Source organism: Amycolatopsis pithecellobii, assembly GCF_009707865.1.
Classification (GTDB): domain Bacteria; phylum Actinomycetota; class Actinomycetes; order Mycobacteriales; family Pseudonocardiaceae; genus Amycolatopsis_E; species Amycolatopsis_E pithecellobii.
This window is the reverse complement of sequence record NZ_WMBA01000032.1, coordinates 38,173-64,047: the sequence shown is the minus strand read 5'-3', so window position 1 is coordinate 64,047 and position 25,875 is coordinate 38,173. Positions and strand designations below refer to the sequence as shown.

General features: G+C 68.9%; 19 protein-coding genes and 1 pseudogene. 8 read left to right on the top strand and 12 right to left on the bottom strand.

Features of this window, described 5'->3' with window-relative positions; all coding sequences use genetic code 11:
- Positions 1–15: 15 nt before the first annotated feature.
- Positions 16–564, bottom strand: a complete 549-nt coding sequence (locus GKO32_RS20365) for a pentapeptide repeat-containing protein (protein WP_154758470.1) — start codon at positions 562–564, stop codon at positions 16–18.
- Between the two features lie 26 nt (positions 565–590).
- Here GKO32_RS20365 and GKO32_RS20360 point away from each other — a divergent pair, with 26 nt between their 5' ends.
- Complete coding sequence (locus GKO32_RS20360) at positions 591–1,274, top strand: methyltransferase (protein ID WP_246244161.1); 684 nt, start codon at positions 591–593, stop codon at positions 1,272–1,274.
- 2 nt (positions 1,275–1,276) lie between these two features.
- Here GKO32_RS20360 and GKO32_RS20355 read toward each other — a convergent pair whose 3' ends face one another.
- The 10 genes and pseudogenes from GKO32_RS20355 to GKO32_RS20310 all read right to left on the bottom strand — a co-directional run bounded on the left by GKO32_RS20355 (position 1,277) and on the right by GKO32_RS20310 (position 16,387).
- Positions 1,277–4,642 carry an error-prone DNA polymerase gene (locus GKO32_RS20355; RefSeq protein WP_154758469.1) on the bottom strand — a complete coding sequence of 1,122 codons (3,366 nt, stop codon included), beginning with the start codon at positions 4,640–4,642 and terminating at the stop codon, positions 1,277–1,279.
- Between the two features lie 116 nt (positions 4,643–4,758).
- Positions 4,759–6,318 (bottom strand): DNA polymerase Y family protein, encoded by a 1,560-nt coding sequence (locus GKO32_RS20350; protein ID WP_154758468.1) that lies wholly within the window; start codon positions 6,316–6,318, stop codon positions 4,759–4,761.
- 323 nt (positions 6,319–6,641) lie between these two features.
- Positions 6,642–7,268, bottom strand: a pseudogene (imuA', locus tag GKO32_RS20345) (DnaE2-dependent mutagenesis accessory factor ImuA'); the annotation flags it as partial.
- Positions 7,269–7,533: 265 nt separating this feature from the next.
- Positions 7,534–9,120 (bottom strand): bifunctional phosphoribosylaminoimidazolecarboxamide formyltransferase/IMP cyclohydrolase, encoded by a 1,587-nt coding sequence (gene purH, locus GKO32_RS20340; RefSeq protein ID WP_154758467.1) that lies wholly within the window; start codon positions 9,118–9,120, stop codon positions 7,534–7,536.
- The gene (gene purN, locus GKO32_RS20335) at positions 9,084–9,701 is read right to left on the bottom strand and encodes a phosphoribosylglycinamide formyltransferase (protein ID WP_154758492.1); all 618 of its coding nucleotides are present in this window, start codon (positions 9,699–9,701) and stop codon (positions 9,084–9,086) included. Before purN ends, purH begins: the two co-directional genes overlap by 37 nt.
- A gap of 51 nt (positions 9,702–9,752) precedes the next feature.
- On the bottom strand, positions 9,753–11,159 hold the full coding sequence (locus tag GKO32_RS20330; protein WP_154758466.1) for a cell division protein PerM: 1,407 nt from the start codon (positions 11,157–11,159) through the stop codon (positions 9,753–9,755).
- A gap of 149 nt (positions 11,160–11,308) precedes the next feature.
- Positions 11,309–11,995 carry a DUF5336 domain-containing protein gene (locus GKO32_RS20325; RefSeq protein WP_154758465.1) on the bottom strand — a complete coding sequence of 229 codons (687 nt, stop codon included), beginning with the start codon at positions 11,993–11,995 and terminating at the stop codon, positions 11,309–11,311.
- A gap of 196 nt (positions 11,996–12,191) precedes the next feature.
- A complete protein-coding gene (gene sucD, locus GKO32_RS20320; RefSeq protein ID WP_154758464.1) occupies positions 12,192–13,082 on the bottom strand; it encodes a succinate--CoA ligase subunit alpha in 891 nt (296 codons plus the stop codon).
- 3 nt (positions 13,083–13,085) lie between these two features.
- A complete protein-coding gene (gene sucC / locus GKO32_RS20315) occupies positions 13,086–14,255 on the bottom strand; it encodes an ADP-forming succinate--CoA ligase subunit beta (protein ID WP_312868205.1) in 1,170 nt (389 codons plus the stop codon).
- Between the two features lie 146 nt (positions 14,256–14,401).
- Positions 14,402–16,387 (bottom strand): hypothetical protein, encoded by a 1,986-nt coding sequence (locus GKO32_RS20310; RefSeq protein WP_154758462.1) that lies wholly within the window; start codon positions 16,385–16,387, stop codon positions 14,402–14,404.
- Positions 16,388–16,857: 470 nt separating this feature from the next.
- On the opposite strand from GKO32_RS20310, the gene GKO32_RS20305 reads away from it, so the two are divergent.
- Complete coding sequence (locus tag GKO32_RS20305; RefSeq protein ID WP_312868204.1) at positions 16,858–17,544, top strand: M23 family metallopeptidase; 687 nt, start codon at positions 16,858–16,860, stop codon at positions 17,542–17,544.
- A gap of 536 nt (positions 17,545–18,080) precedes the next feature.
- Here the strand turns inward: GKO32_RS20305 and pcrA are convergent.
- Complete coding sequence (gene pcrA, locus GKO32_RS20300; RefSeq protein ID WP_154758461.1) at positions 18,081–20,456, bottom strand: DNA helicase PcrA; 2,376 nt, start codon at positions 20,454–20,456, stop codon at positions 18,081–18,083.
- Positions 20,457–20,566: 110 nt separating this feature from the next.
- Here pcrA and GKO32_RS20295 point away from each other — a divergent pair, with 110 nt between their 5' ends.
- The 6 genes from GKO32_RS20295 to GKO32_RS20270 all read left to right on the top strand — a co-directional run bounded on the left by GKO32_RS20295 (position 20,567) and on the right by GKO32_RS20270 (position 25,864).
- Entirely contained in the window at positions 20,567–20,947 is a 381-nt protein-coding gene (locus tag GKO32_RS20295) for a DUF1707 SHOCT-like domain-containing protein (RefSeq protein WP_154758460.1), read from the top strand.
- A gap of 165 nt (positions 20,948–21,112) precedes the next feature.
- The gene (locus tag GKO32_RS20290) at positions 21,113–21,409 is read left to right on the top strand and encodes a chorismate mutase (protein ID WP_154758459.1); all 297 of its coding nucleotides are present in this window, start codon (positions 21,113–21,115) and stop codon (positions 21,407–21,409) included.
- 57 nt (positions 21,410–21,466) lie between these two features.
- Entirely contained in the window at positions 21,467–21,772 is a 306-nt protein-coding gene (locus GKO32_RS20285; RefSeq protein WP_154758458.1) for a hypothetical protein, read from the top strand.
- Positions 21,773–22,040: 268 nt separating this feature from the next.
- Entirely contained in the window at positions 22,041–23,192 is a 1,152-nt protein-coding gene (locus GKO32_RS20280) for a hypothetical protein (RefSeq protein WP_246244158.1), read from the top strand.
- A 194-nt stretch (positions 23,193–23,386) separates the two neighbouring features.
- A complete protein-coding gene (locus GKO32_RS20275; protein WP_154758457.1) occupies positions 23,387–24,184 on the top strand; it encodes a hypothetical protein in 798 nt (265 codons plus the stop codon).
- Positions 24,185–24,373: 189 nt separating this feature from the next.
- A complete protein-coding gene (locus GKO32_RS20270) occupies positions 24,374–25,864 on the top strand; it encodes a serine/threonine-protein kinase (protein WP_312868203.1) in 1,491 nt (496 codons plus the stop codon).
- Positions 25,865–25,875: the final 11 nt, after the last annotated feature.

Sequence of the window (25,875 nt, the reverse complement as noted above, 5' to 3'; positions counted from 1 at the left end):
TTTCGCGGGTTCAGCTCAAGAGATGACGAGACCGTGCGCCGCGGCGAAGGCGATCGCGGTGTCCACGTCCACCTTCGCACCGGCGAACTTCGCCTGCACCAGTGCGTTCGCGTCGATCTTCGCGCCACGCAGGTCAGCGTCCCGCAGGTTCACGTCCGTCAGGTTCGACTCGATGAGGTTCGACTCGCGCAACCGCAGTCCGGACAGGTCGAGCTTGCGCAGATCCGTCCGGGCGAGGCTGACGAGCGTGAAATCCGTGTCCCTGGCGGTGATCGAGCGCATCCGGCAGTCCACAAAGGATGAACCGAGCAGTGAGCAACCGCGCCAGGACGCCTGTGCCAACACGGTCCGGTCGAAAGTGCACGAGCGGAACGCGGACGTCTCGTGCTTCGACTCGCCGAGATCGGCGCGGGTGAAATCGCACTCGTCGAAGGTGCAGCCCTGGGTGACGAGGCCGCGCAGGTCGGCCTCGGCGAAGTCACACCGCACGAACTTCCGTTTCTCCCACCGCACACCCGGCAGCACCGCGTCGCGGTAGTCCGCCCCCATTTCGGCTTCGTCCATGGGCGAAGCTTGGCACACTGACGGGTATGGGCCACGAGCCGATGCTGTCCCCTGAGGACGTCGACCGGATCCATCGCTGGCACGAGAAGGCCGCGAAGGGCATCCGCGACGAGAACGTGCGGACCTTCTCCTACCTCGGCCACACGATCGTGGTGCCGCCGAAGGTCATGCCGATCTCGGGGACCTCGGCGCTGCTCGGCGAGGCCGTGCTGGCGGAGGTCCGGGCAGACGACCGGGTGCTGGACATGGGCACCGGCAGCGGTGTCAACGCGATCCTCGCCGCGTCGCGGTCCCGCGATGTCGTGGCCGTCGACATCAACCCGCATGCGCTGGCCGCGGCGAAGGACAACGCGGAGCGCAACGGTGTCGGCGGGCGGATCACCGTGCGGCACAGCGACGTTTTCGACGCTGTCGAAGGCCGGTTCGACCTGATTGTGTTCGATCCGCCGTTCCGCTGGTTCGCCCCGCGGGATCTGTTCGAGGCGGCGATCACCGACGAGGACTACCGGGCGCTGAAAGCCTTTTTCCGCGATGCCCGCGCACATCTGACCGTCCGCGGCCGGATGCTGATCTTCTTCGGTACCAGCGGTGACTTGCCGTACCTGAAACAACTGGCCGCGGACGCCGGCTTCACCAGCGAGGTGCTCGGCAGTCAGGAGCTGACCAGGGACGGCTGGCGGGTCGAGTACTTCACATTCCGGATGCGCTGAGTTCATCGGAAATCCCGCGATTTCGCGGTGATCCGCATCGGCAGGTCTCGCAACTGGTCCGCGAGCAGGCTCACCACCCCGTCGGCGCGCTCCACCACGCCGCGCACCAGCATCGCCTGGCTGCCACGGGCGATGCGGTGGTAGCGCGCCCACAGCCCGGCAGTGCAGATGACGTTCACCATGCCCGTCTCGTCTTCGAGGTTGAGGAACGTGATCCCGCCCGCCGTCGCCGGACGCTGCCGGTGGGTGACCGCACCGCCGACGAGCACCCGCTTGCCGGCCTCGACATCGGACAGTTTCACGGCGGGCACCACGCCGAGCGCGTCGAGCCGGTCACGGATGAACTGGGTGGGGAAACTGTCCGGGGACAGGCCGGTGGCCCAGACGTCGGCGGCGGCGACGTCGATCCGGTCCATCCCGGGCAGCATCGGCGCGCTCGTCCCGACCTCGGTGCCGGGAAGCTTCTCCGGCCGCTCCTCGGCGACCGCGCCCGCCGCCCACAGCGCACGCCGCCGGTCACCGCTGATGTCCGGGAAACAACCGAACGCGCCCGCGGTGGCCAGCGCCTCGACCTGCGGCCTTGTCAGCCGCACGCGCCGCGCCACATCGGACATGCCGGCGTACGGGCCACCACTTTCCCGTTCCTCGACAAGGGTTTTCGCCAGTGTGTCCCCGATCAGCCGCACCTCCCCGAGCCCGACCCGCACCGCGTGGTACTCCCCGTCGGGTTCGAGGGTGGCGTGCGGAAGGCTGGCGTTGACATCCGGGCCACGCACGGTCACCCCGTGCCGCCGCGCGTCGGCGACGAGAGACTGCGGCGAGTAGAACCCCATCGGCTGCGCCCGCAGCAGTCCCGCGCAGAACGCGTCCGGGTGGTAGTACTTGAAATGCGCGCTGGCGAACACCAGGTAGGCGAAACTCAGCGCATGACTTTCCGGGAAACCGAAGTTCGCGAACGCTTTCAGCTTCTCGAAGATGCGCCCGGCGAGCTCTTCCCCGATACCTTTATCCGCGGCACCTTCGTAGAAGCGCCGGCGTAACCGCTCCATTCTTTTCTTCGATCGCTTGGCCCCCATGGCATGCCGCAGCTCGTCGGCCTCCGCGGCGGTGAAATCCGCGACGTCCAGCGCGATCTGCATCATCTGTTCCTGGAACAGCGGCACACCCAAGGTCTTGCCGAGTGCGTTCTCGAGCAGCGGATGGTCGTACCACTCCGGCCTTGCCTTTCCCGTTTCCTCCTTTTCTTTCCGGCGCTGGATATAGGGATGCACCGACCCGCCCTGGATCGGGCCCGGCCGGATCAACGCCACCTCCACCGCGAGGTCATAGAAATTCTTCGGTTTGAGTCTGGGCAACGTCGCCAGCTGCGCCCGGCTTTCCACCTGGAACACCCCGATGGCATCGGCGCGCCGCAGCATCTCGTAAATCTTCTCGTCCTTCAGATTCAGCTTGCCCAGCTCGACTTCCTCGCCCTTGTGGTCACGCATCAGCTCCATCATGTAGCGCAGCGCCGACAACATGCCGAGCCCGAGCAGGTCGAACTTGACCAGCCCGGCGGACGCGCAGTCGTCCTTTTCCCACTGCAGCACGCTGCGATCGGCCATCCGCGCCCATTCGACCGGGCACACCTCGCTGACCGGCCGGTCGCAGAGCACCATGCCCCCGGAGTGGATGCCCAAGTGCCGGGGGAAATCCTCCAGCGCGATCGCCAGTTCCAGCACCGGCGCCGGGATATCGTGATCGTGGTCTTCCTTGGTGGCCTGCAACGGTCCCCAGCGGTCGATCTGCTTGCTCCACGCGTCCTGCTGTCCCGGTGAAAAACCGAGCGCGCGGGCGGAATCGCGGATCGCCGACTTGGCGCGGTAGGTGATCACGTTCGCCACCTGGGCCGCCCGCAACCTGCCGTGCTTTTCATAGACGTACTGGATGACTTCTTCGCGCCGGTCGGATTCGATGTCCAGGTCGATATCGGGATAGCCGTCACGGTCCGGGGCGAGGAACCGCTCGAACAGCAGCTGCCATTTCACCGCGTCGACCTTGGTGATGCCGAGCGCGAAGCAGACCGCCGAGTTGGCCGCCGATCCCCTGCCCTGGCACAGGATTCCGCTGCGGCGGCAGAAGTTCGCGATATCCCAGACAATGAGGAAGTAGCCGGGGAAGTTCAGTTTCTCGATGATCTCCAGCTCGTGTTCGAGCTGCGCATAGGCGTCCGGACGCTCCATTTTCGAGCCGTATTCTCTGCGTGCCCCTTTGTACACCAGATGTCGCAGATATTCCGCCTCGGTGCGGTGGCCGTCAGGAACGTCGAACGGCGGCAGGTCCGGTGCCATCAGCTTCAGGTCGAACGCGCAGCGCAGGCCCAGCAACGCGGCTCGCTGCACCGCACCCGGGTAGCGGGCGAACCGCCGCCCCATTTCCTCCCCCGAGTGCAGGAAAGCCTTTCCGGCGCCCGGCAACCAGCCCTCCATCTCGTCGATCCCGCGCCGCGCACGGATCGCCGCCATCGCACCGGCGAGCCTGCCGCGGTCGGGGGTCGCGTAGTGCACGGCGTTGGTGGCCACTGTGTGCACGCCCAGCCGTTCCGCGAGCCCGGCGAGGACGTCGTTGTGCGCGCTGTCCGTGGGATGACCGTGGTCGAGCAGCTCGACGTACACCTGCCGGCGCCCGAACAGGTCCATCAGCCTGCGGATCTCCCTGGCCGCCCCGGGCGGTCCCGTCCGGCGCAATGCCTGGCGCACCGCGCCTTTGCGGCAGCCGGTGAGCACCACGGCCTTGCCGGACACCTCCGACGCCACGGCCTCCAGGTCATATACCGGGCGGCCCTTTTCCGCGCGTGTTTCCTTCGGCAGGCCGACGTCGTGCCCGCGCAGCTGCCCAGCGGTGATCGCCCGGCACAGCGCGGCATACCCGGCTTCCTCCTGGGCCAGCAGCAGCAGGTGCTCGCCCTCCGGGTCGGCGATTCCGTTCTGTGGCGCGGAAAGCCCGAAGCTCAGCTCGGTGCCGAAGACCGTCCGGATGCCGAGTTCCCTTGCCGCGTCGGCGAACCGGACGACGCCGTACATGCCGTCGTGGTCGGTGAGTGCGATGGCGTCCAGCTCCAGCCGCGCCGCCTCCTCCACGAGCTCCTCGGGATCGCTTGCCCCGTCGAGGAAGCTGAAATTCGAATGGCAGTGCAGCTCGGCATACGGCACCCGGTCACGGCCACCGCCGTAGTCGTCCGCGCGGACCGGCGGGAAGTCCGGTGGCCGCAGGTAGCCCTCGCGCTTGCGGCTGAACGCCGGGCTGTCCCCGCCGTCGGCCGGGACGGGTTTGCCGCTGAGCGTGCGTTCCAGCTGCCACCACGGGACGGCCGGATTGTTCCATCCCATACGTCACTCCAGTGGTGTTCTCGGCAACGGGATCCACGGTTCCTCGGGTTGGGTTGCCTGATCCGCACGTCGTTCCAGCAACCACTGCCGGATGTCGCGAAGGAACTCGTCTTCCATCAGTCGTACACTCCCTCAACTGTCCACTTCGGACTTTCCTGGAACGTGCCGGTGAGCAGCACCGCCAGTTCCGGCTCACCGGCCAGCAGCACCTGGATCCGGACGCAGCCGCCGGTCTCTCCCCAGCGCGGTTCCACCAGCCACGGGCCTGCCCAGTCCAGGACCTGCCGCGGTTTCGTGCGGGGCAACGTCACCATGGACGGCGGCGCCTCGAACCCCTGGCGCCGGGTGAGCGAAACGGCTTGCCCCGCGGCGTCGGTGACCCTCGCCGGTACCGGCTCGGCGAACACCGTCGCCGGGGAAGGTGCCGGTAATCGGCCTGGCCAGGTCATTTCCGGTGGGCTGGTCACTTCGCGGCGATCACCCCACGGCACCAGCCGGGCCCGCTCGGCCGGCCCGCGGCCACCGTCGAGTACCGCGGTGAAAGCGCTTTCCGGCCCCAGCATGCTCTGCACCCGGACGAGTGCCCGGCCGGCGCGCTCATCCTGCTCGCTCATTCCGCCGCGCCACAGACCGAGTTGCAGGGACGCCCCTTCGACGGTCTCCTCCGGTTCGAGCCGTAACCGGACGGCACCGCCCGTCGGCCGGTTGCGCGCGTTCAGCCAGCCCTCGAACTGCCAGCGGACCCGGTCGGCGATCCCTTGCGCGGTAAGGGGTTCCGCGCAGCACCAGACCCGGCTCAGTTCCTCGCCGCGTTCGGTGGCGGCGTAGATGCCGAGGCGGGTACAGGCCAGCCCGTGCGCGGCGAGCCCGGCGTGAAAGCGCCCGGCGAGGGTCTTGGCCAGGAAGACCGCGGCGTCCACCCGATCCAGCGGCGGGTCGAGTTCCTGACCGACGGACAGTTCCGGTGGGGGACGGCGGCGGTGCGGCGGCCGCTCGGACTGCCCGCGCGCGAGCCTGTGCGCGAGCAGTCCCGTGGTGCCGAAACGCGAAACCACGTCTCGCCCGGTGAGTTCGGCGAACGCACCGAGGGTGCGTAAACCCAAGCGCCGCAACAGGTCCACGAGTTCTGTACGTTCGGTATCCGGCTGGTCGAGCACGGCGACGCTCAACGGGGCTAGGAAGTCCTTTGTGGACCCACGTTGGACGATCACGGAGCGGTGCGCGGCGAGTGTCGCCCCGAAGAGCCCGTCGGCGATGCCGATCTGGCACTCGACGCCCGTGTGGGCGGACACCTGGTCCAGCAGGAGTTCGGCGAGGGCCTGCTCGCCGCCGAAGTAGCCGGCCGCCCCGTCGACGGGGACCACGACAAGGCCGGGGTGTACTACTTCGACACCGACGACAAGCTCCTCGACGGCGGCCGCGATGGGTTCGAACAGCCGCGCGTCCCTGCCCTCGTCACTGGCGAACACGGTCAGTTCGGGGCAGCGGGCCTGCGCTTCCCTGCGCCGCACACCACGCTGGACACCGGCCACTCTGGCGATGGCGGAACAGGCGACAACCCGATTCGCGGCGATCACCGCGGCGGGCAGATGCGCCGGCACCCCCTCCGCCAGCCCCGCGGCGATCACCGGCCAGTCCGGGCACCACACGGCGAGCAACCGCTGGGGAAGACTCATCCGACCCCCTCCCAGAGGAGCTCACCTTCCTGAGGAGGATCGGCGCCCTCCTCGCCAGGGCCGGCAGACCGTGGCGAAGACGCTCCCTCGCCAAACGCGGCGAATCGAAGAACGGCGCGCCCACCATCCCGTGGCGCGGGAATGGCTTCCGCGGGATCAGCAGCCAGGGAGGACTCCTGCCCATCCGCGCAGATCGTGCCCCAGTCCAGTTCCGCGACCTCTCCCCAGCCACGAGCAGCGGGCAGGCGCGCGGCTTCCCAGCTTTCCCGCGGCGCACCCTCCTGGCCGAGGTCGGACACCGCGGCTTCCCACCCGAGATCCACGAGCCGAGCCGCGGCCCCACGGCGGGTGACCCGGACCCCGGCCTGACGGGCACGCAGGTACCCGGACCCCGCGTCAATGCCCGCCCATGGACCGGCCTCGTATTCCAGCTCCAGCTCCGCGCCCGGCCACGGGCCCAGCGACAACAGCACGGCCCCCCGGTAACGCGCCCGCGCCGAAAGCCGCCGCGCCACCGAAGGGGCCATGCCACCGGAGCCCACCACGACAAGGTCCATGCCGTCGAGCAGCGCTGCGGTCACCGGGACAAGATCCGCCCCGGGCCGGGGCACCAGCGCCAGCCGATCGACCTCGACGCCGAACTCTCCCGCCGCCACCAGGCCAAGGTTCGGCATCCCCACCGCGGCCGCCCACGACCCGGTCGCGGTGGCCTCCGACAGCAGCGCGAACAGCAGCGAAGTCGACCCGCGCACCGACACCGTGCTGCCCCGCCGCAAACCACCGTCCGGCAACAGAGCACGCAGTTCCCGCCGCACCGGCAGGACTGCCGCCGTCCCTTGAGGAAGGACGTGCTCCGTCCACCGCGCCTTCACCCGGGCATGCGCCACCCTGCCCGCCGTGCTGACCCCCGGCAGGGCCGCCAGCTCGGCGACGGCCGGCAGAGCCACCACCCGGCCACCGTCCGCGGCATCAGCATCCCGAGACGGACCCGCGACCGGTTCGCTCACCTCGGACAACGCAGCCGGCACCGCACACCACCTTCCCCTCGACGCCTTCCCACTCCGCCAGGCAGAGTGGAACAGTCACCGCGGGGAAGACGGTGAGTCGAACTGATGTTCGACTCCTTTAGTCTGCAACGCCTCCCGTCCAGCTGTCAAGGCCGCACTACGGCGACTTGCCTCGAAGCGGAACGCTCCATTGTGGACGATCGCACGGTCAGTGCGTGAAGTGCCGCGTCCCGGTGAGGTACAGGGTCACGCCGGCTTCCTCGGCCGCCGCGATCACTTCGGCGTCCCGGATGGATCCGCCGGGTTGCACAACGGCCCGGACGCCGGCTTCGAGGAGCACCTCGAGTCCGTCGGGGAACGGGAAGAACGCATCGGACGCCGCCACCGCGCCTTTCGCCCGCTCACCGGCCCGCTGCACGGCAAGCCGCGACGAGTCGACGCGGTTCACCTGCCCCATGCCGACCCCGACGGTCGCGCGGTCGTGGGCCAGCAGAATCGCGTTCGACTTCACCGCACGCAGCGACCGCCACGCGAACTCGAGGTCCGCCAACGTCCCTTCGTCCGCCGCCTCACCGGTCGCCAGCGTCCAGTTCGCCGGGTTGTCACCGGGTGCGTCGATCCGGTCGACCGTCTGCACGAGCAGACCGCCGGAGATCGGGCGGAACTCGATCGGGTCCGGGTTGGTCAGCTGCGGCAACCGCAGCAACCGGATGTTCTTCTTCTGCCGCAACACATCCAGCGCGTCGTCATCGAACGAGGGTGCGAGCACGACTTCGGTGAACACCTCGGCGATCTGCTCCGCCGCCTCGAGCGTGACCGGTCCATTGCTGGCGATCACCCCACCGTAGGCGGAAACCGGGTCGCACGCGTGGGCTTTCCGGTGTGCCTCCGCGATATCGGCGCCGACCGCGATCCCGCATGGATTGGCATGCTTGATGATCGCGACCGCCGGCTCGGTGAAGTCCGCCGCCGCCCGGCGCGCGGCCTCGGTGTCGACGTAGTTGTTGTAGGACATCGCTTTGCCGTGCAACTGTTCGGCATGCGCGAGCCCGGGCCGCCAGTGCTTGTACACCGCCGCGTTCTGGTGCGGGTTCTCGCCGTAGCGCAGGACCTCGCCACGCTCCCAGGTCGCACCGGTGACGTCGGGGAACCCGGAGTCGTCCGCGGGCGCGTAGGAGTTGGCGAACCACGCCGACACCGCCATGTCATACGCGGCGGTGTGCGCAAAGGCTTGCGCGGCAAGAAGTTTGCGGTCGGCGAAGTCGAACCCGCCGTCCCGGACACGCTCGAGCACCCAGTCGTACCGCGTCGGATCGACGACGACCGCGACACTCCCGTGGTTCTTCGCCGCGGCACGAACCATCGCCGGACCGCCGATGTCGATGTTCTCGACACAGTCCTCGGGGCTCGCCCCGGACGCCACGGTTTCGCGGAACGGGTACAGGTTCACCACCAGCAGGTCGAACGGCGCGATGTCCAGCTCGCGCAGCTGCTCGACGTGCTCAGGCCGGTTCCGGTCGGCGAGCAGCCCGGCGTGCACCCGCGGGTGCAGTGTCTTCACCCGGCCATCCAGGGATTCCGGGAATCCGGTGACCTGCTCGACCGGGGTGACCGGCACCCCGGCATCGGCCAGTGTCTTCGCCGTGCCACCGGTGGACACGATCTCCACCCCGGCGGCATGCAGGCCGGTACCGAGCTCCAGCAGGCCTGCCTTGTCCGAAACACCGATCAGCGCCCGCTTGACCGCCCGCCGTCCACTCACCGGAAAATCACCTTTCGTCCGTCCACAGTGCATCCACCCCGGCCCAGCCGCTCGACCACCTCGACGAGCAGCCGCCGCTCGACCACCTTGATCCGCTCGTGCAGCGTCGCCTCGTCGTCGTCGACTTCGACCCCGACGGCCTCCTGCGCAATGATCGGGCCGGTGTCCATCCCGGCGTCCACGAAATGCACGGTGGACCCGCTCACCTTGACCCCCATGGCCAGCGCGTCGGCCACCGCGTGCATCCCGGGGAACGACGGCAGCAGCGCGGGGTGCGTGTTGATCACGCGGTTCTCGAAGCGGGCGAGGAAGTTCTCCCCCAGCAGCTTCATGAAACCCGCGGACACGACAAGATCGGGACGGTAGGCGGCAACCGCTTCGGTGAGGGCTTTGTCCCACGCGGCACGATCGGGATGGTCGGCCAGCCGCACCGTGAACCACGGCACCTCAGCCCGCTCTGCCTTCGTCAGCGCTTCGGCACCCGTGCGGTCCGTGCCGACGGCGACCACCTCAGCCGGATACCCCGGCTGTCCGGTGGCTTCGATGAGCGCCTGCATGAGCGTGCCGGAGCCGGACGCCAGCACGACCACTCGCAACGGCGTGGGCAGGTCCAATCGAGTGGACTCCAACGCCTCTCCTTCGCCCGGATGTCAGTACAGCTCAGCCTAGCTGGGCTGTTCGGACTCCTCGGAGGTGGGCGGCGGCTCGACGGCCTCGCTTTCGGCCTCGTCTTCCTCGGGCGTCTCAGGTTCTTCCGGTTCGCCCGGTGCTTCGGTTTCGTCGACGAGTTCGGCTTCCTCAGGCTCGCCTGGCTCCTCGAGCTCCTCGAGCTCCTCGGGTTGCTCAGGTTGTTCAGGTTCCTGCGGTTGCTCGATGACGGCCGGTGCGGGGGCGCGGTGCGGTCCGGCGAACCAGGCCACCAGCCCACCGGGCACGACGATCCAGCCGAACGCGGCCACCGACAACAGCCCGATGGGGACCGACACCGGATCGAACGTGCCGTTGCCAAGGCGGCCACCCGCGAGCGTGCCGAGCAGGACACACCCGAACCCGATCAGCGCACCGGCAATGCCGACCGTGCGCAGCCGCGCCCGTGGATCGTGGTCGCTCGTGCGCAACGACCAGCCGACCAGCACGCCCACCGTGGCAGGCAGCAACATCAGCACCGGCCACCAGCGGGCGGCGTGCTCGGGGAGGCCGGCGAGCAGCGGCAGGCCGGGCACATTGCCGCCGCGGAAACTGAACGGGGTGAGCGAGACCGAACCCAGTGCGAATCCCGGTCCCGCGACGAACGAGAGCGTCGCGACGACGGCGTTGGGCAGGTAACCGACGGACAGCAGCAGCATGCCGGCACCACTGCCGAAACCGGGCGCGTTCGCGGCGAACAACGTGCCGACGGTGTGCACCGAAACGGCGAGACTGACGGTGAGCACGAGCGCCCCGACGGCGAACAACCCTGCCATGCCGAGCGCCCCGGCGCGCAGCCCGCGAAGCGCGGCGGGGTCGAGAAGGTCACGCGCGGCCGAGACAATGCCACACCGCTCGGCGACTCCGGCGGTCGCACAGAGTGCGGCAATGAAACCCGGTACCAGGAACGCGGCGAGCGGCTCGACGCCGACCTGGGTGGAGTCGATGGTCAGCGCGATGGCGATACCGGCAAGGGCGTGCGCGGCGGCGATGGGCGCGACCACGTTGACGGCCTGCCCCGGTTCGCGGTAGTTGAGCCTGGCGGCGGCATGCGAGGCCGACCCGGCGACCAGCGCGCCGGCCAGCACGGTGCCGAACAGCGGCAGCACCCCGAGGCTCGCGCCGGCGATCGTGACCGGCACCTGATACGCCGCGAGCAACCCCGGCGCCGCCGCGTGCAAGACACCGGCGACGGAGAAGTGCGGGCTCGCGGCAAGGACGGTGACCAGCGCGAACAACGCGGCGACGAGAGCGTAGCCGGCGATCAACGGCCCGAACGCGGCCGCGATGACGATCTTCATCCGGGCCGCGCCGCTCAGCTCACCCGTTCCGCGCAGCTCGGTCACCTCTTTCTCGGCGGGAGAACGCGGGGTGAGCAGCTGCATCCCCGAACCATCGCATTTGCGCTGCTCTGTGCGGGTGAGGCACGCCGCCTTCGTTCCGTGGGTCCGCACACAGCTCACCCGCAGGGGTTATGGCGGAAACGGCGGCGATGGGCGCCGCTGCGGGAGTGGCACCCATCGCCGCCGGTCGCTCAGCCCTGCTGACCGAACCCGCCCGGCGGCGTGCCGGGCTGTTGGTGCTGCGGACCCGATTCGGGTTGCTGCGGCTGGTAGAACTGGCCGTGCTGCGGGGCGTACACCGTCGACTGCGGCGCGGCGGGCGGCGCGAACTGCGTGCCCTGCGGGCCGGCCTGCTGCTCCTGACCGTACGGACCGGGCTGGCCGTAAGGCGGGTAGGCCGGGCGCGGCGCGGGCATCTTGAGCACGTTGTACTCGAACAGCAGTGCGGCCACGGCGACGAGCAACTGCAGGACACCCAGGATCAGGATGACGGTCATGATGCCGGGCGTGTCGGTACCCGACGGCACACGGACGACCGACAGGATCGCGTAGAGCCCGCCGAGCACGCTCAACAGCACCGCGAACGGCAGTACCTTCGGCCCGCGCGGCACCAGTGCCAGGCCCGCCAGCAGGCCACCGGCCAGCAGGAACAGCAGGGCCTGGTCGGAACCCGCCGCCTCACTGGAGAAACCGATGAAATAGTTGACGACGCCGAGCACCGCGACGACCAGGGTCAGCACCGTCGGCAGGTTGATCGACGACAGGTTGCTCCCGCTGCTGTGCTGCGGCCGGGGATAAGGGCCCGAGCCTGTCGCCTGCGGGTTGGGGTGTGCGCCACCCTGCTGCGGGTAGCCCGGCCCACCGGTGGGGAAGGTCATTCCGTGGTTCTCCTGTCGTCATTGCCCGAAAGGTTGGTGGCCGCCGGAAGAGCCTGGCCACCCCTCGGCTATCCGACGTCCGGCAGCGGTAAACGGTTGCACCGAGCTTCCGGTGAAACCCGGCCGTTTGACCACCGCATACAGTAAAACGGCCGGGCGCCCCCTGGGGTGCCCGGCCGTCGTAGGAACCGTGAATTCAGTGCAGCTTCTCGTACAGCTCCCTGGCCAGCGCGGCGGTCTCGGAGGGCGTCTTGCCGACCTTCACCCCAGCGGCTTCGAGAGCTTCCTTCTTCGCCTGGGCGGTACCGGCGGAACCGGAGACGATGGCACCGGCGTGGCCCATGGTCTTGCCCTCGGGTGCGGTGAACCCGGCGACGTAGCCGACGACGGGCTTGGTGACGTTGGCCTTGATGTAGGCCGCGGCCCGCTCCTCGGCGTCCCCGCCGATCTCCCCGATCATGACGATGACCTCGGTCTCGGGGTCCTGCTGGAAGGCTTCCAGCGCGTCGATGTGGGTGGTGCCGATGATCGGGTCACCGCCGATGCCGACCGCGGTGGAGAAGCCGATGTCCCGCAGCTCGTACATCATCTGGTAGGTGAGCGTGCCGGACTTCGACACGAGGCCGATCTTGCCGGGGCCGGTGATGTTCGCCGGGATGATCCCCGCGTTCGACTTGCCGGGCGAGATGACGCCAGGGCAGTTCGGGCCGATGATGCGGGTCTTGTTGCCGGTGGCCACGGCGTGCGCCCAGAAGTAGGCCGAGTCGTGCACCGGGATGCCCTCGGTGATGACCACGGCGAGCGGGATCTCGGCGTCGATCGCCTCGATGACCGCGTCCTTGGCGAACTTCGGCGGCACGAAGATGACCGACACGTCCGCGCCGGTCTCCTTGATGGCTTCCTCGACCGTGCCGAACACGGTGAGGTCCTTGTCGGCGATGGTGACGGTCTGCCCGGCCTTGCGAGCGTTCACGCCGCCGACGATGTTCGCGCCGGCCTGCAGCATCTTGGTCGCGTGCTTCGTGCCCTCGGACCCGGTGATGCCCTGCACGATGATCTTGCTGGAGGAGTCAAGGAAGATCGACATTGGTTACGCTCCTGCCGCCGCGAGCTCGGCGGCCTTGTCCGCCGCATTGTCCATGGTGTCCACCTGGGTGACCAGCGGGTGGTTGGCGTCGTTCAGGATGCGGCGGCCCTCTTCGACGTTGTTGCCGTCGAGCCGCACCACGAGCGGCTTCGCCGCTTCGTCACCGAGGATCTTGAGCGCCTCGACGATGCCGTTGGCGACCGCGTCGCACGCGGTGATGCCGCCGAACACGTTCACGAACACCGACTTGACCGCCGGGTCGTTGAGGATGACGTCCAGGCCGGCGGCCATGACCTCGGCGGAGGCGCCGCCCCCGATGTCGAGGAAGTTGGCCGGCTTGACGCCGCCGTGCTTCTCGCCCGCGTAGGCGACCACGTCCAAAGTGGACATGACCAGGCCCGCGCCGTTGCCGATGATGCCGACCTCGCCGTCAAGCTTGACGTAGTTGAGGTTCTTCGCCTTGGCCTTGGCCTCCAGCGGGTCCTCGGCCTGCTTGTCGACGAGCTCCTCGTGCGCCGGGTGGCGGAAACCGGCGTTCTCGTCGAGGGTCACCTTGCCGTCGAGGGCGACGATCTTGTCCTGCGGGTCACGGACCAGCGGGTTGACCTCGACCAAGGTGGCGTCCTCGGCGACGAAGGTCTCCCAGAGCGTCACCAGTACCTCGGCGGCCTGGTCCTTGATCACCTCGGGGAACTTGCCCTCGGTGAGGATCTCCAGCGCCTTGGCCTTGTCGACCCCGGCGATCGCGTCGACCGGGACCTTCGCCAGCGCGTCCGGCCGCTCGACGGCGAGCTGCTCGATCTCCATCCCGCCCTCGGCCGAAGCCATGGCCAGGAAGGTGCGGTTCGCCCGGTCCAGCAGGAAGGAGACGTAGTACTCCTCCGAGATGTCGGACGCCTCGGTCACCAGCACGCGGTGCGTGATGTGGCCCTTGATGTCCAACCCGAGGATCGCCTCGGCTTTCTCCTTGGCCGCTGCGGGGTTCTCGGCCAGCTTCACGCCGCCGGCCTTGCCCCGGCCACCCGTCTTCACCTGCGCCTTCACCACGACCTGGCCGCCGATCTTCTCGGCAGCGGCCTGCGCTTCTTCCGGGGTGCTTGCCACGGCACCGGGCAAAACCGGCACACCGTGCGCGGCGAAGAGATCCTTCGCCTGGTATTCGTAGAGGTCCACTACTCCAGTCTCCTGACGACACACGCCACTGTGTTGACCCTGCGGGGACGAGCCCAGATGCGTGTCAGTTACAAACCCTTGCTGCCGGACGAGACGACCCTAGCGACCAGGGGAGAAGCGCGGGGCGCCGCACCCGGTGAACTCTGTCACCGTATGGATCCAGCCGGTGTTTTCCGGGTGTGAATCGGCCCACGCGGGGCCAGTACGGTCGCGATCGCGAGGGCTACGACACATCCCAAGGCCAGCCACCAGCCGACGCCGGCATGCGCGTCGTGGATCCGGTCGCCCGTCAACGGCAGCGCGAGCACCCGGAGCGCGGCGAGGCAGGTGGCCCCGGCGAGCAGTGCCGTCGCGCGGGCCGGCCTGCTTCTCGGCGCGAGGAAGCAGGCGCCGAGCACGGTGAGCAACGCGAGCAGGAGTCCCCACGAGGGCGTGCCGAAGTTCTGCCACAGCGCGGGCTCGACGTAGTCGGGCGCGACGATCGAAGGTGTGCCGAACCCGCCGATGGCGAGAATGCCGCCGGCTACCAGGGGTGTGATCATGTTCGGCCCGGGCACTGTGTCGCCCGCGTCTTCGCCGTCGTCCCGCTCGACCATGCCCGCGACGACCGAGCAGCACGCCGTCGCGACCGCCGTGGCCACCGCGACCGAGGTCCACAGCACGCCCTGCCCTGGCGACAGTCCGGCACGGAGCTCTGTCGCGGTGATCGCGATGGTGAGCACGGCCGTCGCCGCGAGTGGCACACCGGCCCAGGCGACCGACAGCGCAGGGCGTACCGCGGCCGCGAGACCGGGCACGAACATCGCCGCGCACAGGACGCCGACCAACAGCCCGGCGACGAGCAGTAACCAGCGCGACGGGCTTTCCGGTCCCGGCAGTCCCCCGGCGACCACGACCTGGTCGGTGAACGTGCCCGCGATCGCGGCGAGCATGGTGACGAGGCCGAGCGCGCCAGTGGTCATCCGGAGCCGCGGCGAACCGGGCAGGTTGAGGGCCCCGGCTGCGTCGGTTTCACCGGTTCCCTCTGCGCGTCCGCCGGGCAGGAAGGCGACGATCACCAAGCCCAGCGCCCCGGCCAGCACGACGATCGGCCCGGCCGACATGCCGATTCCGGCGACCGCGAGACCGGATACCAACTCGGGTAATGCGACCGTGGCCGCCGCGATGCCCAGTCCCAGCAGGCCGCCCATGCCGAGCCCGCGGGCCCCGGAACTGATCACCATCCCGGCGGCGACCGGCAGCGCGAATGCCAGCAGCAGACACCCGGCCAGCACCAGCGGAGGCCGCTCGAAGGCACTGCCCACCGGCAAGAACGCGTCATCACCCGAGAACGGCGCCATCATCACACCGACCGCGGCAAGCCCAGCGGCCACCAGTCCGACCGGCAGCAGCCCCCGCCCCGCCGACCCCGGCCCGATGGCGTCATCGGTTCGGGGCTCCATGGCGCCTTGGGACCTTGGCACGCCTGCGTGTTCGGGCCACGACCCGGTTACGCCATCGGACCGTGCCCAGGCGCCATCCTCGGGTCGCAGCCCACTTGCGTCTTCGAGCCATGGCCCACTGCCGCCTTGGGATTGCAGCCCGATCGCGTCTTCGGATCGCGACCCCAGGCCGTCGTCGAGTCGCAGCCCGATGGCGTCGTCGGCGCGCGGCCCAATGCCGCGCACAGCGAGTACGCCTGCGGCGACCGTCACCACGTGGCCGGCCAGCAACAGCCACAGCCCAGCGCCCGGCCCGGGCAGCGCGAACTCCACCGGCCGGTACAGCTCGGGCCGCGAAGCGGCCGACGGGTCGGCCAGGAACTCCAGGTCGAGCACAGCGCGCCCGGGAGCCAGCGCCGCGAAGCCGGCCAGCACCCCTGCCGCGGCGACCTGCCGTCCGCGCAGCGCGAACGCGCCTGCCAACGCGATCGGAACGACCGCGAGCACGATCAGCAGGGGCGGGCTCAGGTATCCGCGGGCCGCGCCGGTCACCACCGGGACCACCGACCCCAGCGCCAGGAGTACGGCCGCGAGCAGGCCAAGGGCGAGGGCAGTGAGCAGAGTGGCGGCCGACGGCTCGTCGAAGGCATCCGGCGAGCGCGGATCGGTTCGCGAGAGCCGGTCGACGACGGTCCAGCGTGTCCGGGTCATTGCCAGAGCACGCTAGCAAGGACCGACGGGTTCAGCCGCCGAAGCAGACTGTTGGCGGCTTTCTATTCCTCAGTAAACGTAATTCACCTCACACTAATGGTGTAATCGATCTTCAACGTTCGGTTATCACTGCTGGTAGCAGGCGCGCAATGGCGACCCACTCAGGGCACACTGCCGCGATGCCTTGCCCAGGTATCCCTCCCTTCGTTACTGTCCCCCGGTCCCCATTACGGTCAGGTCACGAGAGCGGACAGCGAGTCAGCCACCCCCCGAGGCTGGTTCACCGGGTTCCCACCCGGGTTCGCGATTTGACTCCCCGAGTAACGGAAGGCCCCGACTTGGCTCGATACCGCTCCCCCGGCGGCGAAGGCCCTTCCCCGGAACTCGATGACGCACTGGAGGGTGCTGTCGTTCGTGTCCGGGGTGGACACCGACTCCCGGCACCGTCTTCGGCCCTGCGCGGCCGCGTGGTGGTTGCCGCTGTTGCGGCCGGCGCTTTCGCCGCCGCCGCGGCCGGGCAGACCCTGCAGTCCTTCGGCTCCTCCTCCGACGCTGATGGCGTGACCCCGCTGGCCAACGCCACGGACGCCCGCGCCTCGTTCGCGCTGGGCGGTGACGCCCCCGCCGGCGCTCCCGAACTGGTGCCCGCCGCGCACTACGCCGACGCGTCTGCCGAGGTGCAGAAGCTCAACGCCAGCCTGCAGGTGACGCAGGACCGTGAGGCACGCGCTGCCGCGGTGGCGAAGGCCGCCGCCGATGAAGCCGCCCGCCCGAAGACCTGCCTGCCCGCGCATGGGGCGTTCACCTCCGGCTTCGGCGCCCGGTGGGGCACGACTCACTTCGGAATCGACATCGCCAACTCGATCGGCACGCCGATCTATGCCGCCTCGGACGGCACCGTGATCGACGCGGGCCCGGCCAGCGGATTCGGCCTGTGGGTGCGAATTCAGCTCGACGACGGGACCATTCAGGTCTATGGGCACATGAACACTTTCTCGGTGCACGAAGGCCAGAAGGTCAAGTGCGGGCAGAAGATCGCCGAGATCGGTGACCGTGGCCAGGCGACCGGGCCGCACCTGCACTTCGAGGTCTGGCAGAACGGCACGAAGAAGATCGACCCGCGCCCCTGGCTGGCCGCACGGGGCGTTTACCTGTAGCCGATCTCGCGGCGGCTCTGACGCAGCTGCCTGTGGCTGACTCGGAAACGACGTCGCGTCATTACGGCGCTCGCACCAGACTGCGGCTGGGTGAAGCTGGGTCCCCGACACTGCGGCGACTGCACGAAGCCCTTTCACGGCAGGATCGCTGCCGGGAGCACATAGCTGTATCTGGGGTACGGCAGCCGCTGCCCGGATCTGCTCCGCCACGGAGGCAAAAGCGGCACGCAGCTGCGCCTGGGGCGCCGCGATGCCCTCCCGGATCCCTTCCGCAGCAGGGATGGCGACGGCGGGCAGCTGAGCACCCGGCGCGACGGTGACTGGCCGAAGACGCCGAAACCGCTGGAACCGGTCCGCCGATGACCTGACGAAACTGGCACTCCAACGCCTCAGGAACCTGACCATCCGCGGCATGAGGACCCCCTTCTGACCTCGAACTCCTGTTCGAGGTCAGGTATAGCGGAAGGGTCCGACAATTCCTGGGCCAGAGCGTGGAGCAGCCGGAAAACGGGCACCGATCGGGTGAGACCGTCCAACTACAACTTCACCATCGGCACGCTGCCGATCAGCATCAGCTTCACCTTGCCTGCCGCGCCGAAGTCGATGGTCGCGGTGGCTCGCGGGCCCTCGCCCTGAGCTTCGACCACCGTGCCGAGGCCGTACTTGTCGTGGCTGACCCGGTCACCGACGTCGAGTTTCATCGCGACCGTGTTCTGCCAGCCCTTCGCCGGGGCGGGCCGTGGCGTACGCGCCGCCTGGTCGCCGAACGACCGCCTTCCCCAGGTCGTGGCCGCACGCGGGGAGCCCGACGACGCCACCGGCTCCTCACGGCGCCAGTCGACGAGGTCCGCGGGGATCTCGTCGAAGAAACGCGAAGCCGGGTTGGTCATCGGCTGCCCCCACGCCGAGCGCACGATCGCCCGTGACAGGTACAGCCGCTCGCGGGCCCTGGTGATCGCCACGTACGCCAGACGCCGCTCCTCCGCGAGTTCCGCCGGTTCCCCGAGCGCGCGCATGTGCGGAAAGACGCCGTCCTCCCAGCCGGTGCAGAACACGACCGGATACTCCAGGCCCTTCGCGGTGTGCACGGTCATCAACGTGACCACTCCCGCGTCATCTTCTTCGTCCTCGCCGTCGGGGGACGGGATCGAGTCCGCGTCGGCCACCAGCGACACCCGTTCCAGGAACGCGGGCAACGAACCCGGTTCCGGTGCGCCCGCGTCGACGTCGTCAGACGGGGGTAGCTCCACTGCGGCCTCGGTGAACTCCCGCGCGACGGTCACGAGTTCCGTCAGGTTCTCCACCCGGGAAGCGTCCTGTGGATCGTCGGATTCCTCGAGCTCTGCGCGGTAGCCGGTGCGATCCAGCACCGTCTCCAGGATGTCGGCCACTTCCACGCCGTCGTCGGCCAGCTCCAGCAGACCGTCGAGCAGTTCGATGAACCCGGTGATGGCGCGGGCGGAGCGTGGATTCAGCAGCGTGACCTTGCCTTCGACCGCCTCACGCAACGCCGCGTAGAAGGAGATCCGCTCACGCTCGGCGTGCGTCGCGACAACGGCTTCCGCTCTGTCCCCGATACCGCGCTTGGGCACGTTCAGGATCCGGCGCAGGCTCACCGTGTCCTCCGGGTTCGCGATGACCCGAAGGTAGGCGAGCATGTCCCGCACCTCGCGCCGCTCGTAGAAGCGGACCCCGCCGACCACCCGGTACGGCAGGCCGAGCCGGATGAAGATCTCTTCGAACACGCGCGATTGGTTGTTGGTGCGGTAGAACACCGCGACGTCGGAGTACTTGGCCTCGCCCTTGTCCGCCAGCGCGTCGATCTCGCCTGCCACGAACGCGGCCTCGTCGTGCTCGTTGTCGGCGACGTAGCCGCCGATCCGCTCCCCGTCGCCGGAGTCGGTCCACAGTCGCTTGTCGCGCCGGTTCGGGTTTCGCGAGATGACCGCGTTCGCCGCCGACAGGATCGTCTGCGTGGAGCGGTAATTCTGCTCCAGCATGATCGTGCGCGCGTTCGGGAAGTCCCGTTCGAACTCCTCGATGTTGCGGATCGTCGCGCCGCGGAACGCGTAGATCGACTGGTCCGCGTCACCGACCACGCACAGCTCCGCGGGCTCCACACCGGACTCGGTGGCCTCGGTACCTACCAGCTCCCGGACCAGCGTGTACTGCGCGTGGTTGGTGTCCTGGTACTCGTCGACCAGAACATGACGGAAGCGGCGCCGGTAGTGCTCGGCCACGTCCGGGAAGCGTTGCAGCAGCTCGACCGTGCGCATGATCAGGTCGTCGAAGTCCATCGCGTTCGCCAGCGTCAACCGGCGCTGGTACTCCGTGTACACCTCGGCGACCCGGCGCTCCAGATCATTGGTGGCCTTGTCCTTCGCCGTTTCGGCATCGACGAGCTCGTTCTTGAGGTTGGAGATGTGCACCGCGAGCGTCCGCGCCGGATAGCGCTTCGGGTCGATGTCGAGATCTCGCGCGACCAGCGTGATCAGGCGCTTGGTGTCGTCGGAGTCGTAAATGGAGAAGTTCGACGACATGCCCAGCGTCTTGGCCTCACGCCGCAGCAACCGCACGCACATGGAGTGGAACGTCGAGACCCACATCGCGTTGGCGCGCCTGCCCACCAGTTCGCTGACCCTGTCCCGCATTTCGGCGGCGGCCTTGTTGGTGAACGTGATCGCCATGATCTGCCCCGGCTGGGCGCCGCGTTCGGCGAGCAGCCAGGCGATTCGCCTGGTCAGCACCCGTGTCTTGCCCGATCCGGCGCCCGCCACGACCAGCAGCGGCACCCCGGCGTGGGTCACCGCTTCACGCTGGGCCGGGTTCAGGTCCGCGAGCAGGTCGGCTTGGCGACCGGAAGAGGACGTGTTCACAGCGTCTTCTCTAGGAAGATCGAAAAGGGTGCTCATCGGGGATCCACGCTACTCGGGGGCACCGACGGTCTACCGCACCGGACGTAGCCGGGAATGTCGCCCCGCGGCCGATGCCGGACGGCGTTCGCGTGCGGACCATCGGAACCATGACCACACAAACCCGGATCCGCGCCTCGGACGCCGAGCGCGAGCGGATCGCCACCCGTATCCAGCAAGCCAGTTCCGAAGGCCGTCTCACCCTCGATGAAACCGAACAACGCCTCGGCGACGTTTATGCCGCCACGTATGTCGATCAGCTCGCCGGCTTCGTGGCCGACCTGCCGGCGGAACCCGTGCCACGCCGCGGTTTCCCGCCGCCGCTGCGTGTGCATGCCGCGGTCGTGGTGCTGTTGTCGGCACTGCTGATCGTCGGCTGGGCCGTGTCGGGTGTGCCGTTCTTCTGGCCGGTGGCACCCATTTTCTGGCTCACGATCAGCCTCCTGGTGCATGCGGGCCTGCGGCGCCGGTGGGCGACTGTGCCATACTGACGGTGTGCGACACAACGCCTTCCGATTTTTCTACGGGAACCGGACTCCGGCTCCCGTGATCGCGTAGTGTCCGACCGCAATCACCACGAAGCCCCGGAGTCCACGGACCCGGGGCTTTCGTCGGCTCTGGGATCAGGTGGGGATCCGGGCGAACCGGAGGTCCTGATGGACGCATCGACGCACGAAGACCGGGTTTCCACCGCGGAACCGGTCGCCTCGGCCGAGGAGATCGCCGAGCTGCGCAAGGAAATCGACTGGCTGGACGGGGAAATCCTGCGGCTGGTCAAACGCCGGGTCGAGGTTTCCCAGACCATCGGGCGCGCCAGGATGGCCGCCGGTGGTACCCGCATCGTCTACAACCGCGAGATGGACGTGCTCGCCCGCTACCGCGACCTCGGTCCGGACGGCAGGCAGCTCGCGATGGCACTGCTCAACCTGGGTCGCGGGCGGCTTGGCCGGTGACGGAATTCAGGGTCTTTCCCCGACCCTGAGCCCGCGACGGACGGGCACACTGTAGACATGATTAATTTCATCGCGGTCGTGGTCGCGATAGCCAGTGTGCTCGCCGCGCTCGGCCATGTCGGATATCTGGCATTGCTCAACAACGCTGCGAACAAGCGTGCCGGGGGTGCTCCGGTCGCGCAGTACGTGCGCAGCCGGTGGCCGATCGCGGGCGGCACCACCGCCGCCTCGTTGCTCGCCTGGTTGTTCACCGCCGGGGGAACCGGGATGGACATTCTGGCCATCGTCCTCGCCGCCGGTAGCGGAGCGGTGGCGGTGAAGGCCTTGCAATCGACCCAGGCGAAGTACCGCAGCGGCGGCTGAATACCGCGGCGCGCCGCGGTTACACACTGCAAGTCGCATTTCAAGCGAGACTCGTTCTCTACAGGGTGAACTTGGCCACCCGCCCTCCCGTTGCGGGCGAAGCCTTTTACCCTTGCAGGATGGACACTCGCACGATCAGCCGCGCCTTCTCGGCTCCGCGGCGTGCTCGTGCAGATGACTGTGCATCCGCAAGTGTGCATGTTGCTCCATTTGGTTTAACCGGCCTCCCAGTGGCGTCACCTGGCACGGGAGGAGGCGTCCACCGGGCATGACAGGCGGGGCCGATTCGACTGAGCCGCTTCCCTTCACCGCCGGCAGGCACCGGCGCGGTGCGGGCACGTGGACACCAACCGTGCCGCCACGTGGAACGGGGGGACGCCATTCCGTCACACCGCCGTTCGACGCACCGGCCCATGGTTCGCTGCCGCTCATCTCACAGATCTTCGAGCAAGGCGCCTCCGTTCCGGCCGCCCGCGGCGAGTTCCCCAGCGCCCATGGCGAGTTGCCGCTCCCGGACGCAGCCCCACGGTGCCCCAAGCGCACCAAGGTCACGCTCACCCCGCCCGCCGCGAAGGGCGAAAGTGTCGACGACGACGTGCGGGTGTACGCGGCTCCCGCCGAGACCGGCCTCAGCTCGTTCGACCTCGGCAGTGTGCCCGCGTCGGTGACACCTCCGCGAAGCTGGCGCAAGGCCGCGTGGTTCGCCACCGCTTCCTCGGGTGGTGTCGTCCTCGCACTGCTGTTCGCCGGGTCCGCGCTCGTCGGCAAACCCGCTCCGAGCCAGGCCGGTGACGCGTGGATCCCTGGGCTCGGCGGCGGGCTGCCGACGATCGGGGGTGAGCGCGTCGTGCCCGTCCCCGGCGGGACGTCCAGCGATTCGCTCACGAAGAGCCGCGGCTCCGCGACCGACCCCGGCGCGGTGAGCGATCCCGTGCGCCGGCCCGACAGTGTCCGCTCGCCGGGCACTACGACGTCACTGGACGAGTTCACCAGCAGCACCACCGCTCCGACCACGGACGACGGCTGGGACAGCAGCCCCTCGACGCCCACCACAACCCCGGTCCCGCGGAAACCGCCGCCCACCCCGGCGCCCTACTCGCAGGACCCGACGCGGTTCGCGTTCTCGCAGGGCGACCCGAAGACGTTGGCCGAGAACTCGCAGACGTACCTCGACACCGTCACCGACAACCCGCAGGCCGCGTACGCGATGACCACCGGCGACCTGCAGCAGGAAGGCACCCAGGGAATCGAACAGAAGTACGCCGAAGTCGCCTACTTCCAGGTCGAGCACGTCCAGGTGCACCAGTACGACGGCAAGACGGTCTGCACGGTGAAGACGGTCCGCAAGGACGGTGCCGAGACCACCGAGCAGAAGACCCTGACCTTCCAGCGCGGCAAGATCGCCAGCGACGGTTCCTGACGTTCCACTGCTCCAGGCGGGTGATGCGCCCTGCCGTTCGTCGTGCGGTGACGGCCCTCTGGCGATCAAAGGTGGCCCGTAACGACTTGTCACGGTTCGCTGATGAAGGAGCAGACAACCGATCAACCGGAACAGAGGCCATGAGAGTCGCGCACGATCGCCGACGGTCCCGGCAGGAGCCGGACGCTCGCACCGTGGAGGATCTCCTGTCAGTGCGAGAACTCGAGCTGACGCTGGTCGAAGACACCTGTCCGACCGGATCCGGGCACGAGCGCGACTTCCTGCCGCCGCCCCGGCTTCGTCCGAAGCGCGAACCCGAGCCCACCCGCGAGCCGGAGAGCAGGGTGTCGAAGGTGGCGAAGCTCGCCGGCCTGACCACCGCCGCCTCCCTGCTGATCGGCGCTGTCGTGGCGTCCTCGATGCTGACCAGACAGAGACCGGCGGACACCCGCGACCCGAACCCCGCTCCCCCGCAGATCACCGGCGCTGCCGCGCTCGGCGCATTCTTGCCCGGCACGGGCACCGCCGAAGCTCCCCACGCGCAAAGCCACCCGATGCGGCCCCAGCCCAGTGTCACGGCGACCTCGCAGGCTCCGGTCGCCCAGACGCAGCCGATCGGTACCGCACCCGCCCCGACCACCAGCAGCTCGATCCCGACCACGACGACGACCGAGGTCACCGACGGCCAGAAAGTGGCTGTGGTCAAGCAGTTCTACCAGCGCATGGTGTCCTCGCATCCGGAGGACGCGCTGGCCATGCTCTCCCCTGAACTCGCCGGCGACGAACCGGGCGATCTCGTGCGGGCGTGGAGCTCGATGAGCGAGGTGCACGTGGATGAGGTGCAGGTGCAGCCCGACGGCGCGGTGCGCGCGGTGGTGACGATGGTCCAGCAGGACGGAGTCCGCCTTCGGGTCACTCAGGTGCTCGGCCTGGCCAAGGACAAGGGGCCCGTCATCTCGCAAGCGGAGCTGTTGTCGGCCGAGCAACTGTAGCTTCGAGCCATAGCAGGCAACCCCAAAGCGTTCGAAAGCGTGCCGATTGTGTGTGCGCAGAGTGAGCGCCCTAGCCTTGTCACGAGCTGGACTCGGCTAGAAACCGGCCCAAGGGCCGCGATATGTGCATACGCTCCGGGGCGTGCGGCACCGTGTCGCGCCCTGCAAGCAGCCCCCGAAGGAGGTCGCGTGAGCGACGAGGGTCGCCTGGTCGCCGGCCGGTACCGCGTGGTACGGCGCATCGGCACCGGTGCCATGGGCGCGGTCTGGCAGGCGCATGACGAAGTGCTCGCACGCACCGTCGCGATCAAGCAGCTCCTGCTCCAGCCCGGTCTCGACGAGCATGAAGCCGAAGACGCCAAGCTACGCACCATGCGTGAGGGCCGGATCGCGGCCCGGTTGCACCATCCCAACGCGATCACGGTGTTCGACGTCGTCACCGACGACAACGGCCACCCGTGCCTGGTGATGGAGTACCTGCAGTCCACCAGCCTCGCCGAGGTGCTGCGGGAGCGGAAGACGCTGCCGCCGACGGAGGTGGCGGGGATCGGCACGCAGATCGCGGCCGCGCTCAAGGAAGCGCACGCGGTCGGCATCGTGCACCGCGACATCAAGCCCGGCAACATCCTGCTCGCCGACAGCGGACTGGTGAAGATCACCGACTTCGGTATCTCCCGCGCGAAGGACGACGTCACGGTCACCAAGACCGGCATGATCGCCGGCACGCCCGCCTACCTCGCGCCCGAGGTGGCGATCGGCGGCGAGCCAGGCCCCGAGGCCGACGTGTTCTCGCTCGGCTCGACGTTGTACGCGGCGTGCGAGGGCCAGCCGCCGTTCGGCCTCAGCGAAAACACCCTGAGCCTCCTGCACGCCGTGGCCGCGGGCCAGATCAACCCGCCGCGGCAGTCCGGCCCGCTGGCGAGCGTCCTCGCGGTGCTGCTGCATCCAGACGTGCATCACCGGCCGACCGCCGCCGAAGCGGAGGAGTTGCTGTCCGCGGTAGCTCGTGGCGAGACGCCGCTGGGCGGTCCGGACGCCCCGACACAGCTCGCCTCCTCGAACGGCGCCGTGGGCGCCGCCGCGGCGGGAGCCGCGCTGGGTGCGGGAGGGACGCGCGCGTTCAGCGGCAGTCTCGGCGGTAACCGGGCCAACGACTTCTACGACGACTATGAGGACGACTACCCCGACGAGTACGGCGCTACGGCGGCGTATCCGACCGAGGACCAGGACAACCGGACGCGTGCCGTCCCCGCCGGGTACGCCGGCTACGGGGACGAAGGCGCCCCGGCGCCGGCCGCCGACGAGGATCGGCCCGGCAAGTGGAAGGTGCCCGCGATCATCGGCGGGGTCGTCGTGGTCGGGCTGATCGCGCTCGGGATTTGGCTGTTCAGCCGCCCGGACACAGGGGGCAGCAACATCACGGACAACCAGCAGCCGATCGTGCCGCCGCCCGTGTCGAGCAGTTCCCCGGTGGTGACGACGGAAAGCGCCACGGCCTCGGAGGCACCATCCAGTTCGACTCGCGTGTCGCGGGTTTCCACGCCGCGGCGCACCAGCTCGGTGGAACAGACGACGGAAGATCAGCCGACGAGCAGTTCGAAGAAGCCGACGTCGAGTTCTCAGCCGACGAGCACCACATCGAAGACCAGCGAGCCGTCGTCGGCAACGTCGACTCCGTGAGTTCTCAGGCT